The organism is Tenacibaculum maritimum NCIMB 2154 (assembly GCF_900119795.1).
GTDB classification, from domain to species: Bacteria; Bacteroidota; Bacteroidia; order Flavobacteriales; family Flavobacteriaceae; genus Polaribacter; species Polaribacter maritimus.
Window position 1 is genome coordinate 3,290,524 of record NZ_LT634361.1, and the last position, 13,191, is coordinate 3,303,714.

General features: G+C 33.0%; 12 protein-coding genes and 1 tRNA gene. 2 read left to right on the forward strand and 11 right to left on the reverse strand.

Translation table 11 applies throughout. The features are described from left to right. Nucleotides 1-23 precede the first annotated feature (23 nt). Nucleotides 24-1,370: an RIP metalloprotease RseP gene (rseP, locus tag MARIT_RS14730; protein ID WP_024741039.1), complete on the forward strand. Its 1,347-nt coding sequence runs from the start codon at nucleotides 24-26 to the stop codon at nucleotides 1,368-1,370. An 84-nt stretch (nucleotides 1,371-1,454) separates the two neighbouring features. Here rseP and MARIT_RS14735 read toward each other — a convergent pair whose 3' ends face one another. The 10 genes from MARIT_RS14735 to MARIT_RS14780 all read right to left on the reverse strand — a co-directional run bounded on the left by MARIT_RS14735 (nucleotide 1,455) and on the right by MARIT_RS14780 (nucleotide 11,790). Beyond that, the gene (locus tag MARIT_RS14735; protein ID WP_024741040.1) at nucleotides 1,455-2,306 is read right to left on the reverse strand and encodes a cupin-like domain-containing protein; all 852 of its coding nucleotides are present in this window, start codon (nucleotides 2,304-2,306) and stop codon (nucleotides 1,455-1,457) included. A 100-nt stretch (nucleotides 2,307-2,406) separates the two neighbouring features. Then, the gene (bioB, locus tag MARIT_RS14740; RefSeq protein ID WP_100211910.1) at nucleotides 2,407-3,510 is read right to left on the reverse strand and encodes a biotin synthase BioB; all 1,104 of its coding nucleotides are present in this window, start codon (nucleotides 3,508-3,510) and stop codon (nucleotides 2,407-2,409) included. 70 nt (nucleotides 3,511-3,580) lie between these two features. Further along, nucleotides 3,581-5,002 carry a flotillin family protein gene (locus MARIT_RS14745; RefSeq protein ID WP_024741042.1) on the reverse strand — a complete coding sequence of 474 codons (1,422 nt, stop codon included), beginning with the start codon at nucleotides 5,000-5,002 and terminating at the stop codon, nucleotides 3,581-3,583. Between the two features lie 8 nt (nucleotides 5,003-5,010). After that, the gene (locus MARIT_RS14750) at nucleotides 5,011-5,583 is read right to left on the reverse strand and encodes a hypothetical protein (RefSeq protein WP_100211911.1); all 573 of its coding nucleotides are present in this window, start codon (nucleotides 5,581-5,583) and stop codon (nucleotides 5,011-5,013) included. Between the two features lie 58 nt (nucleotides 5,584-5,641). Further along, on the reverse strand, nucleotides 5,642-6,814 hold the full coding sequence (locus MARIT_RS14755) for a beta-ketoacyl synthase N-terminal-like domain-containing protein (RefSeq protein WP_024741044.1): 1,173 nt from the start codon (nucleotides 6,812-6,814) through the stop codon (nucleotides 5,642-5,644). Between the two features lie 235 nt (nucleotides 6,815-7,049). Next, on the reverse strand, nucleotides 7,050-8,591 hold the full coding sequence (gene amaB, locus MARIT_RS14760) for an L-piperidine-6-carboxylate dehydrogenase (protein ID WP_024741045.1): 1,542 nt from the start codon (nucleotides 8,589-8,591) through the stop codon (nucleotides 7,050-7,052). Nucleotides 8,592-8,731: 140 nt separating this feature from the next. Then, nucleotides 8,732-9,136 carry a hypothetical protein gene (locus MARIT_RS14765; protein WP_100211912.1) on the reverse strand — a complete coding sequence of 135 codons (405 nt, stop codon included), beginning with the start codon at nucleotides 9,134-9,136 and terminating at the stop codon, nucleotides 8,732-8,734. A 17-nt stretch (nucleotides 9,137-9,153) separates the two neighbouring features. Further along, nucleotides 9,154-10,575 (reverse strand): hypothetical protein, encoded by a 1,422-nt coding sequence (locus tag MARIT_RS14770; RefSeq protein ID WP_100211913.1) that lies wholly within the window; start codon nucleotides 10,573-10,575, stop codon nucleotides 9,154-9,156. 6 nt (nucleotides 10,576-10,581) lie between these two features. Continuing rightward, nucleotides 10,582-11,169, reverse strand: coding sequence for an RNA polymerase sigma factor (locus tag MARIT_RS14775; RefSeq protein ID WP_100211914.1), 588 nt, complete (start codon nucleotides 11,167-11,169; stop codon nucleotides 10,582-10,584). 204 nt (nucleotides 11,170-11,373) lie between these two features. Further along, nucleotides 11,374-11,790 carry a hypothetical protein gene (locus MARIT_RS14780; RefSeq protein ID WP_136438907.1) on the reverse strand — a complete coding sequence of 139 codons (417 nt, stop codon included), beginning with the start codon at nucleotides 11,788-11,790 and terminating at the stop codon, nucleotides 11,374-11,376. Between the two features lie 85 nt (nucleotides 11,791-11,875). On the opposite strand from MARIT_RS14780, the gene MARIT_RS14785 reads away from it, so the two are divergent. Then, nucleotides 11,876-12,850 (forward strand): LuxE/PaaK family acyltransferase, encoded by a 975-nt coding sequence (locus MARIT_RS14785; RefSeq protein ID WP_100211916.1) that lies wholly within the window; start codon nucleotides 11,876-11,878, stop codon nucleotides 12,848-12,850. 92 nt (nucleotides 12,851-12,942) lie between these two features. Here the strand turns inward: MARIT_RS14785 and MARIT_RS14790 are convergent. After that, nucleotides 12,943-13,016, reverse strand: a tRNA-Asn gene (locus MARIT_RS14790). Nucleotides 13,017-13,191: the final 175 nt, after the last annotated feature.

A 13,191-nucleotide genomic window follows, 5' to 3' on the forward strand; every position in this document is an offset into this window, starting at 1 on the left:
TAATTTTTGATATAAAAAACTACATGGAAATATTAATAAAAGCATCGCAATTCATACTAAGTCTTTCTCTTTTAATTGTGCTGCATGAATTAGGGCATTTCATCCCTGCTAAATTGTTTAAAACTAAGGTAGAAAAATTCTATTTATTTTTTGATTATAAATTCTCATTGTTCAAAAAGAAAATTGGAGAAACCGTTTATGGTATCGGCTGGATTCCTTTAGGAGGCTATGTTAAAATTGCAGGAATGATTGATGAAAGTATGGATACTGAACAGATGAAAGAAGCACCTAAAGATTGGGAGTTTCGCTCTAAGCCGGCATGGCAACGTTTGATTATTATGCTAGGTGGAGTTTTTGTAAATTTCGTGTTAGGTATTTTTATCTACATCATGTTAATGTATGCATACGGTGAAAAATTCTTACCTAATGATAGTTTAAAAGATGGTATTTGGGTACAAGATTCTTTAGCTACCGATTTGGGATTAGAAACAGGAGATAAAATTTTAACTATTGATGGTCAAAAAATTAAAAAATTCAGAGAGCTCACTCCAGAGTTCATTAATGGAAATAATTATTCTATTGAAAGAAATGGGCAGATTCTTGAAAAAAAGATACCTGTTGACTTTATCTCTAAGTTAATTGAACGTGATAAAGCTGCAGGTCCGTTTATAGCCCCTCGCTATCCTTTTGTGATTGGTGGAGTTTCTAAAGATTCTCCTAATACTAATAGTGGATTACAGTCTAAAGATATTGTAACAGCAATTGGAAATACTCCTATTACTTATTTCGATGAAGCTAAAAGCCAATTAAACATCTTAAAAGGAAAAACAACAACGGTTAAAGTTAAAAGAGGAAATAAAGAGGTAATCATTCCTGTACAGGTTACAAATCAAGGTAAATTGGGAGTGAGCTTAGGGCAACTTCCGATGAAAGACTTAGAAAAATTAGGGTATTATAAATTATCAGAAAAGTCATATTCTTTTGCAGAAGCTATTCCTGCTGGAACTGAAAAAGCTTGGACTACATTAACTAATTATGTAAAGCAATTAAAAAAGATTTTTAATCCTAGTACTGGTGCCTATAAAGGGTTAGGTGGTTTTATTTCTATAGGAAGTATCTTCCCCTCTGAATGGAGTGCAGAATCTTTTTGGAATATTACCGCATTTCTATCAATAATGCTAGGTTTTATGAATTTACTACCAATACCTGCTCTGGATGGTGGTCATGTAATGTTTACACTTTGGGAAATGATTACAGGAAAAAAACCTAGTGATAAGTTCTTAGAATATGCTCAAGTTACTGGATTTGTATTATTATTGGTACTGCTAATTTTCGCAAACGGAAACGACATATTCAAACTATTCAAATAAGACTAGTATATTTTAAAAAGCTAAAAAATGCGCTTGAACTATTCAAGCGCATTTTTTATGATCTAACAATTGATAGATTAATTACTATTTTGTATTTACAATAGCTTGTTCATTTTTCCAATCTATCCACTTTTGTCCTTTTATTCTACGCATTAAATTGTCATAATTACGCATTACAAATACATTATAAATTGCCTTTCCTAAGTTTTTAGGGTTTCGTGCCATAGCCCTTAGGCTCATTGAAAAACCAGGAGTAATATAACGCATATAATGCCACCATCCTTCAGGCATGTATAACACATTTCCGTGTTCTAGATTAGCTACATGTCCTTTTGCCTTTTTTAAGGCTGGCCATTTCTCAAAATCAGGGTTTGCAAAGTCTATATCCTCTCTCGTAATTAGAGAATGTGGTATCTTATACAAATACTTACTTTGTTTCTGATCAAATAAAATGCATTGTTTTTTTCCTTCAAAATGAAAATGAAAAATATTTGCCAAATCGATATCATAATGCATAAAGGTATAAGAATCTCTACCTCCAAAAAAAAGCATTGGCAGTCCTTTCATTAAACGCAATCCAAAATCTGGAAAAGAAAAATCTTTTTGAAGGACTGGTACTTCTTTTAAAATGTTCCATAAGAAAATACGAAACTTTGTTGGTTCTTTTTTTAGCAAATCAACATACTCACTCATTTTCATAGTAGCATGAGGTTCATTAAAGCCATCTTTATAATCTACAGGTCTGTTATCATATAAAGGTACTTCTTTATCTCCTGCAACCTCTTTCATATAATCCAAACTCCATTTCTTATATGCTGGCCAGTCTTCAATAAAACGTTCTATAACGACAGGCTTTTGAGGCTTAAAGTAATTTTTAATAAAGTCTTCTTTTGTTATTGTCTCAACCCTATCAATTTCCTGTAATTGCAATCCCATATTCCCTAAAATTTAGCTTACAAAGTTAAGAAAATGGTCTGATACTTTTTATATGCTTATTTGTTAAAAAACAACCCACTAGAGTAGCGGGTTGTTTATTTTATGCTTGCGATCTAAGTTCTTTTGCTTTTTGTTTTGCTTGCTCATTACGCTCTATCTTATAATCTGGTCTGGTCCATTTAGGCTTTTCTCCTAAGGCTTCTAATTTTGAATCTTTAGCTTCAACAGACTCTCTTTGTTCGTGTTTAAAGAAAGGTTTTTGCGTATTCAACCCTAAACTTTCAAACATCTTCATATCTTCATTAATATCAGGATTTGGAGTTGTTAATAATTTATCTCCTGCAAAAATAGAGTTTGCTCCCGCAAAGAAGCACATAGCTTGCCCTTCTCTACTCATTTGTGTTCTTCCTGCTGACAAACGCACTTGTGAATCTGGCAATACAATACGAGCAGTAGCAACCATACGAACCATTTCAAAAATATTTATAGGAGGTTGCTCTTCCAAAGGGGTTCCTTCAACTGCTACCAAAGCATTTATTGGAACAGACTCTGGGTGAGGAGAAAAACGAGTAAGTGTTTCTAGCATACCTGCTCTATCTTCTAAACTTTCACCCATTCCTATAATTCCTCCCGAACAAACAGTTACATTCGTTTTACGAACATTTTCAATAGTATCAATTCTATCTTTAAAAGCGCGAGTAGAAATAACATCATCATAATATTCTTCAGAAGTATCTATATTATGGTTATAAGCATATAAACCTGCTTCTGCCAAGCGTTTCGCTTGATTTTCTGTTACCATTCCTAGCGTACAACAAACTTCCATATCCAACTTATTTATGGTTCTCACCATATCTAAAACTTGATCAAACTCAGGTCCATCTTTTACATTTCTCCAAGAAGCTCCCATACAAACTCTTGAAGATCCACTTTCTCTAGCTCTTAGAGCTTGTGCTTTGACTTGATTTACCGTCATCAAATCATTTCCTTCTATATCAGTATGATAGCGAGCTGCTTGTGGGCAATACCCACAATCTTCAGAACACCCTCCTGTTTTTATGGATATTAGTGTACTTACTTGTACCGTATTAGGATCGTGATATTTTCTATGTATAGTGGCTGCTTCATATAAAAGCTCCATTAAAGGCTTATTATATACTGCTAGAATTTCTTCTTTCGTCCAATCATGTCTTACTTCGCTCATATTCTTTGAGTTATTGTTAGTGTTGTCAAAAATAAAAAATTCCACTTTAGTAGTGGAATTTTTTACTTGTTTATTTTTTACTATCGGAAGGTTTGACTTCTATTGCTTTTGAATTTTCCAATGGTAATTCTTTTCCCTTTAAATACTCTGGAAGCTGCATTCCTGCCATATCAAACATCTCTTGCAATGGCGGTACTGATTTATACATTCCTGATATAAAGTTAGAAGTTGATGATTTTCCATCTTTACCGCCTCCATTTTCCCAAACGGTAACTTTATCTATTTTAATATTTTTAATTGCCTCTGCTTGTGTTTTAACTAACTCGGGTAATTTATCCGCTATTAACAATAGGGCTGCATTTTTAGAATCATTTCCTGCTGCCTTCACTATTTGATCTAAACCTGCTGCTTGCTTTGTTAGCACTTCATATACTCCTGCTGCCTCAGCTTGTGCTTTAAATAAAATAGCATCTGCCTCTCCTTTTGCTCTTCTTCGTATTTTTTCTGCTTCTGCCTCTGCATCAATTTCTACTTTCTTTTTATCAATTTCTGCAGGAACAATCACATCAGCTATTTGAGAAGAACGCTCTCTTTCTGCCCTTGATAACTCTGCTTCTTTTTCAGCCGCATATGATTCTTCTAATGCTTTTGCTGACTGTACTTTTTCAGCTGCTATTGCTACTCTTTCTGCTTCCGCTTCTCTTTGACGACGTAAAGAATCTGAATTTGCTACTGCTATTTTAGCTGTATTTTCTCCATCTACTGCCTTTGCATTTGCGGCTGCTACTTGAGTTCTTTGATCTTGAACTGCATTTGCTTCTCCAATAGAACCATCTCTATTTTTTTCTGCAACCGATTTACGAGCTGCATTAATTGCATGTGCCGCTGCTTCCTTTCCTAATGCTTCTATATAGCCTGATTCATCAACAATATCTGTAATATTCACGTTGATTAACTTTAGTCCTACCTTTTTCAATTCTGATTCTACACTTTGAGAAATGTTTGCTAAAAACTTATCTCTATCTGAATTTATCTCTTCAATATCCATTGAAGCAACTACTAAACGTAACTGACCAAAGATGATTTCTTGCGCTAAATCTTGAATTTCATTCTGTCCAAGTCCTAGTAAACGCTCTGCTGCATTTTGCATTACCCCAGGCTCCGTAGAGACTCCTATAGTAAAACGGGAAGGGACATTTACCCTAATGTTTTGTTTAGAAAGAGCATTCACTAAGCTCACTTCTATTGAAATAGGTGTCAAATCTAAAAATTCATAATCTTGAATTACTGGAAAGATAAAAGCTGCTCCTCCATGAATACACTTGGCTGATTCTCCTCCTCCTACTTTACCATATACAACTAAAATTCTATCGGAAGGACATCTTTTATATCTTTTTATCATTGCTGTTAGCAATATAAAAATGAACAATCCTGCAATTCCTAATCCTACTAATCCTGCAAAAGGGGTGTTTTCTAATACTGTTAATAACATAGTAATTTTTATTTTTCGGGTTTTATAATTAATATTCCATTGTTTGTTACTTCAGTAACTCTTATTACTTTTCCTTGCTTTAAATCTTCATTATCATCCGTCAAAGCTTCCAATTCTCTCAATGCTCCTTGCACTTTTATTTGCACCTTTCCGATACTAGACCTGTTTGCTCCAACAGTTAGATAAACTTCTCCAATTGCATTTAATGCATTTTGCATTTTTAACGTACCACTTGAAGCTAGCTTACTTATATAGTAAAACAGCATTGCCATAATAAACATCATTACGAGCCCACAAAAAACCGAGATTAAAACCGTTACCACCTTCGTATTTCCTGCATCTATACTAGCGATTCCACTCCATCCAAAAATAGCGAAGAATGCAATCATGTTTTTTAAGGTAAAAAACTGAAATCCTATTCCCATATCTCCCTCTATCTCTGCATCAACACCTCCTACCTCATCCTCTTCTATTCCTAGAAAAGTACTTATTAGAATGCCTACAAAAATCAATGTTGAAATACCTGTAATAATCCAATACACCTTCTGAAAAGGTGCTAGATCTGAAAAATAGTCTATCATAAAGCAATTATTTTTAATGAGCTTATAAAAGTATATAATTTGATTGAAATTAACAATTTTATTTTGTCAATAAAACAGAAACAGCATTACCTCCAAAACCTACCGCATTTACTAAAACCTTTCTAACTTTCTGTGGAACAATTTGTTTTTCTGCAAAGGGTACCGCTACCACTTGCTGTTCTTTTAGCATTAATATTGCCAACTCCATACTTAAGATTCCGGAAGTAGCAAATGTATGCCCTAACTTCCATTTATTGGTTGTTAAAAAAGGAACTTGATTCTTAAATACCTTCTCTATTGCTTTCATTTCTGACAGATCTCCTTTTATGGTTCCTGGAGCATGCATGACAATCACGTCAACCTCTTCTATTGCTGTTTCCTTCAATGCCATTTTCATAGATTTCTGAAAACAAACCGCTTCTGCCGATATTGATATATTATGTTTTAGCATTTCTGTTGCATACCCTATTCCCTCAATAAACGCAATTGCATTTTTTTGTACTCCTTTTTCCAAACAAATAACAGCGGCCCCTTCTCCTAAAACCATCGTATTTTTTTCTTTGTTTAAATCGAAAGCCCTGCAAGGGTACACGACCTCCTGTTCCTTTAGAGGGAATTGCTTTGCATATACTTTCAAGGCTTGCATTTGTGCTACGGTAAAACTAGTTAAAGCTGCTTCACTTGCTCCTACTAAAAACTTATCTGACAATCCTGCTTGCAACCAAGCAATTCCATTTAACACAGAGTGTAATCCTGTGGAGCAAGTTATTGAGTGAGAAATATCTGGTCCCGCTGTTTGTAGATCATGCGCTATCCATGAAGATATATTCCCTAATGTTGTTGTAGGAGAACTTAAAGTAGCCACTTTATTCGTTTCTAAATACTCTTTATGGTATTTCTCAAACAGAAAAGTAGCCCCTCTTGAAGATCCTATATTGATTCCAAAATTATCAGAAGGTTTCCAAGCAGCATCTACTATTGCTTTCCTTGCAACCGATAAAGCATATAAAACAGTAGCATCTAAATTTTTATATTTATTATCTGAGTTCCTAAGTTCCTCTATTTTTTGCAAATCCTCTTTTGCAAGCTGCGCTACCCAAGCTTCAAATTCGTCAAATTTTTTTATGGAAAGATAGTGTTCCTTTTGCTGATAATTTTCCCAAATATCAGATTGATTACTTCCTAATGCTGAAATAGATGCTATTGCTGTTATAGAAATACGTTTTTTCAATACTTTTTATTTTCAACAAAAGTAAAATTTCTATCTTTTTTCAAATAAAAAAATAGAAATTTTATCTTATTTACTTTTTTTGTTAAGATTCAATACTACATGAAAGAATTCAAATGCAAGCAAAGTGCTTTATTAAATTTTTTCAAACCATTTTTAAATAGACTCAAAAAAGAAAATCGCCTAAAATTACTTTTTAGACGACATCCTTTTATATCATAAAAAAATAAACTCTTTCTTATAAATCAAATTTAATTCCCTGTGCTAACGGCAATTCATCTGAGTAATTAATTGTATTCGTTTGCCTTCTCATATATACTTTCCATGCATCAGAACCTGATTCACGACCACCTCCTGTTTCTTTTTCTCCTCCAAAAGCGCCACCTATTTCAGCTCCAGAAGTACCAATATTCACGTTTGCTATTCCACAATCAGATCCTGCATATGACAAAAACTTTTCTGCTTCTTTCATTTGACTAGTCATTATTGCCGAAGACAATCCTTGCGCCACTCCATTTTGTTTCTCGATAGCATTTTCTACCTCTCCTGTATATTTCATTAAATATAATATTGGAGCAAAAGTTTCATGTTGAACAATTTCAAAATGGTTTTCCGCTTCAATAATTGCTGGCTTAACATAACAACCACTTTCAAAACCTTCTCCTTCTAAAACACCTCCTTCAACCAATACTTTTCCTCCTTCAGATTTTGCTTTTTCTATTGCTGATAAATACATATTTACTGCATCTTTATCAATTAGAGGTCCTATATGGTTTTTTTCATCTAGTGGTGTACCTATTGTTAATTGGTCATAAGCTCCCACAATTGCATCTCTTACCTTATCATATACTGACTCATGAATAATTAATCTTCTTGTAGAAGTACAACGTTGTCCACAAGTACCAACAGCTCCAAATACAGCACCAGGAACCACCATCTTTAAATCAGCAGAAGGAGTAATTATAATAGCATTATTTCCTCCTAACTCCAACAATGATTTCCCAAAACGCTGAGCAACAGTAGCTCCTACTATTCTTCCCATTCTTGTAGATCCAGTTGCCGATACTAAAGGAATTCTAGTATCCATTGTCATAAACTCTCCTACTTTATAATCACCATTTATAATACAAGAAATTCCTTCTGGCAAGTTATTTTCTTTTAAAATTCCAGCTATAATATTTTGACAAGCAATAGAACATAATGGTGTTTTTTCAGAAGCTTTCCAAACACAAACATCACCACAAATCCATGCCAAAGCCGTATTCCAAGCCCAAACAGCTACTGGAAAATTAAACGCTGAGATAATACCAACAACCCCTATAGGGTGCCATTGTTCTCTCATAACATGCCCAGGACGTTCCGAAGGAATTGTTTGACCATTTAATTGTCTTGACAACCCAACAGCAAAATCGCAGATATCAATCATTTCCTGAACCTCTCCATAACCTTCTTGTAAAGACTTCCCCATTTCATAAGAAACTAACTTTCCTAATGGTTCTTTTAAATCTCTTAGCTTATTACCAAATTGACGGACAATCTCTCCCCTTTGCGGAGCTGGCATATTTCTAAAAAACTTAAATGCCTCGGTAGCGGTATCCATTACCTTTTCGTAATCTTCTCTTGTAGTTGCTTTTACTTTACCTATTAATTTTCCATCTACAGGAGAATAGCTTTCAATAAGCTCTCCATTTGAAAAATTCACAGAGCCCGTAGAAGTCCCCTCGTTTATCTCTTTTAAGCCTAATTTTACTAAAGCTTCTTTGATTCCAAAATCTGCCATTTTGCTTTAAAATTTATTTGTTTCAATTCGAAAACCAAAGCTACGAATAAAATCACAATATTTAAATTAAACAATAATCAAGCTTTTGTTTAATTTTAAACTTTCATCCTTAACGTTCCCTCTCAGCAAGAAAACAACATTTATTTGACAGGGATCACTACTTCCTTAAAAACATCTTTCCCCTCCTTATCTTTTCCTTTCCAAAATTTAAAAAGATAATCATTTCTCTGAACTGCTCTTACTGGAAACTTAAACTCATTCTTAATAACTTTTTGAGTACATGCTGTTTCTAAGTCCTCCACCACATTAACCGCTATAACCCTCGTAGTTCCCTTATATTCATAATACAAGCTACGAAAATAGGAACAGGTATTAGGAAGCTCATATGTTATTGTAATCGTTGCTACCCTACCAAATTCAAACTCCTTGGGAGCTTTTATTTCTTTAACTGGTAAAATTCTATGTTTATACATGGAAGCTTCATCTTTCGTACACGAAGACATCATACCAACTATTACAAAAAATATCGCTATTATTTTCTTCATCAATACTCCTTTGTTTCCTAAAAATTATATATAAAGCCCGTAGAGACACCTAAAGTATAAGGTTTAAACCCCCTCGAACTTCCTGAAAAAGCATTTATTTGTGCCTTAAACATTGGATTCACGTTTAAAATCCAGTTTTCATTAAAAGAATAATTAAAATCTAACCCTAAGTTTCCACTAAAATTGATTACATTCAAATTTGTAGGCCTCTTTATTTCTTTAGTAAAAAGAATTGTTTTAACCTCTGCACTACTTTTATCTAAAATTAAAGAACTAAACCCTGTAATAAAACTTGTGCTAATTTTTTCACCCCTAAACAAGGTGTACTTTATTTCAACAGGGATTTCTATATACTTCACAATTTGATCTAGTTGAGCTTCATGATCTATAATAGCGTTTTCAGGTAATCCTATATGGCTAGAAACAACTGTAGCATTTTCTATTAAAATATTTAAAAAAGCCTCTGGTGAAGAAGCCAGCCCATCTGGTCCATTATCATTCTCTGAAATCAACGTTACCTCATTCGTTGTATAACTCATATCTTGCAAATGGACTCCTGACTGAATCGACCACCTTTTTCCTAATTGATAGGCTACCTTGACACCATAAGAAAATGTACTATTTCCCTTTGTTTCTTTATCTCTAAATTCTCGTCCCATCAAAGAAAATCCAGAAAAGGAATTTGACTTTACTGCTGCTATGACAGGTGCCAACGACCATTTCTTCACATTTGCTTTTTCAATAGAAATACTATCTTTTTTTGCTATAGCTTCTATAAAATCCTGCTTTTCCTGAACATCTAAAACGCTATCTTTCTCTGTATCAACATCTGATATTACTTCTTTAATCTTCTCCACTCCTGAAAAAGATTCATCAACAAACTTTTTTATTTTATCACCGATATCTTCTTTCACAATTACTGCTTGCACAAGTTCTTGTTCTGTTGATGTTGCATTGGTTTCAAAAATAGGCTTGTGTTTGGCTTTACTCTTTTTAGATATATTTACGCGTTTTTCAACACTTTCTATTTCATTATAAACAATAGCTTCCTTCAGGTTATCTTCCTTAACACCTTCTGAAAAAGCTTCAATCTCTTCCTTCTGCAAATCCTTACCTCCTTCTTTCCTCACTATTATTTCCTCTTCATCTTTTAAGATAAACTTATTCTCAACCTTACTCTTTATTTGCTCTGTAGTTACAATATCCACCTCACCTTCTCCTAAAGAAATTATTTCTATATCACTAAAATACAAAGGATATAGAACCATTCCTACAACTAATATTGCTGCAACCCCTCCCAAAAACCACCAAATAGGGATTGGGACACGTTTCTTTTTTTCTAACTTTCGCTCAATATTACTCCACACTTCTGGTCTTGGAGAAACCGCTAAGTTTTGTAACTTTTCCTGAAATAACTTGTCTATATTATTCTCCTCCATTTAAACTTATTTTTCTATGTGCTGATTAGCTTCTATTTTTTGCTTCAAAAAACATCGTGCCCTAGAAAGATTTGACTTTGATGTTCCTTCTGAAATTTTTAACATTGCAGCAATCTCCTTATGCGAAAAACGATCTAATACATATAAATTAAAAACCAACCTATACCTATCTGGCAATTCTTGAATAAGTGACAGCAGGTAATCAACACTTATATTTTCTTTTTCAAAATTTATTTCACCTGTTCCTTCCTCTATATTTTCTTCAGGAACAGTATTCAACATTGCTTTGCTTCTATATTTCTGCAAGGCTGTATTTATAACAACTCGTTTCATCCACCCCTCAAAAGATCCTTTCTTTTTATACTGATGTATCTTACTAAAAATCGATAAAAAACTATCTTGTAAAGTATCTTCTGCATCTTCATAATTCTTTGAATACTTTAAACAAACATGAAATAATTTATCTGCAAAAAGCTGATACAACTCTGACTGAGCTCTCAAATCTTGTTTACAGCATCGTTCTATTAATTCTTTCTCGCTAAGAGTGAATTGCTCTTTATAGTTTAAAACTATAGGATAAAATAAAGACAACATCTAACTATTTATTTTCAAAGTTATTCTATGCTTTCTAAATTTTATTAGGGAGCAACTATTTGAAGTAATCATTATTCCAATACGCGTACAAAGAAGGGGTAGTAGCTTTATTATCATAAAAAAAATTAACAATTAATGTGGGACATTTTTTTCAAAAAAACAAGACTACAAAGATCATGTAATTATATTAAATAATCATAAGTTTTATATGATAGTTATTCTTTTCGTAATATATTCTGTAGCTGACTTTTTAAATTTCAACTCATAATCACCTCTTTCCTTTACTTTAAAACGATACTCTTCAATCCTCATTTTAGTAGCTGTATTTCTATTAATATCTGAATATTTAACCTCTACCTCAATGGTTCTTAACTTATTAGATCCTTCTTCTACAAACTTACTAAAAAGACTTTCATTATCAGCTAACTCAAATTTTACATTAAAAATACACTCTTCATTCACCTCTCCTTTCCTAGGTCCTGTTACTCCAACTGCAAAAGCATTTTTTCTTGTATAAGACACCATGTTTACAGTATTAGAAGAAAGACTTCCTGCTGAAACTAAAAAAACTAAAATAACTGGCTCTAAATTTGCATTGACGACCTCTTTTACATTCTTCATTTTTATAAATTTAAACGATACTATATTTATAAGATGAAAAAAAGTTAAAAGGTTGCGTGAAATAGCTTTATTTTTGCCTGCACTTATGCAAAATAAAATTTTCAACATAAAAAATAATAGCCAATTTACACAAGCTGCTTTAGAGATCTTTAAACATCAGTTTACAAACAATAAGGTATATCGCTCTTTTTGTGACCTATTATACATCCACCCTAGTGATGTAAAAAAAATAGAAGAAATACCTTTTTTACCTATTCAATTTTTTAAAACTAAAAAAGTAATTTCATCTCAAGAAGAAATCCAAGCAACCTTTACCAGTTCTGGAACTACAGGAAAGAATATTAGCAAGCACTTAATTACAGATTTATCATGGTACACAACCAGCTATTTAAAAGGTTTCGAATACTTTTATGGAAATATTGAAGAATATGCCATACTCGCTTTACTTCCAAATTACTTAGAAAGAAAAGGCTCTTCTTTAGTACACATGACCAACGATTTAATAAATCGTTCAAAGCATCCTGAAAGTGGATTTTATTTAAATAATCTAGGGGAACTAGCTAAAAAATTAAAAAACCTAGATCAAAATGGACAAAAAACACTTTTAATAGGTGTTTCTTTTGCTTTATTAGACCTGATTGAAAATCATCAATTTGATTTAAAAAACACCATTGTAATGGAAACAGGAGGAATGAAAGGGCGAAGAAAAGAACTCATTCGAAATGAGCTTCATGAAATTCTTTCGAAAGGATTTGGCGTTCAAAAAATTCACTCAGAGTATGGTATGACAGAACTACTAAGCCAAGCTTATTCAAATGGAAATGGGATTTTTACCTGTCCTCCTTGGATGAAAATACTTACAAGGCATACCGATGACCCTCTAACCATTCTAACATCTGAAAGATCAGGAGGCATGAATGTCATTGACTTAGCCAACTACAATTCTTGCTCCTTTATTGCTACACAAGATTTAGGAAAAAACCACAGCGATGGACATTTTGAAATCATTGGGCGTTTCGATAATTCTGATATAAGAGGATGCAATTTAATGGTGCTCTAATATTCGTAATCTCTCCCATTTCTAAACACCCTTTTTCAACTATTTAAAAAAAATCAAAAAAAAAGTCTTAACTAATTAAGTTAAGACTTTTGCTCCCCCTCTTGGACTCGAACCAAGGACCCTCTGATTAACAGTCAGATGCTCTAACCAACTGAGCTAAGGAGGAGTTTACATCGAGAAATCTCGTTTTGCGAGTGCAAATATACAACTCATTTTTGATTCCACAATTTTTTTTTGAAAAAAATCATCTTTTTTTTTCAGTTATTAAAAATATTAGAAAATACACTGCCCTAAAACATCTGTTTATAATGACTAAAATTAAATTAACACCTAAAAAAGAA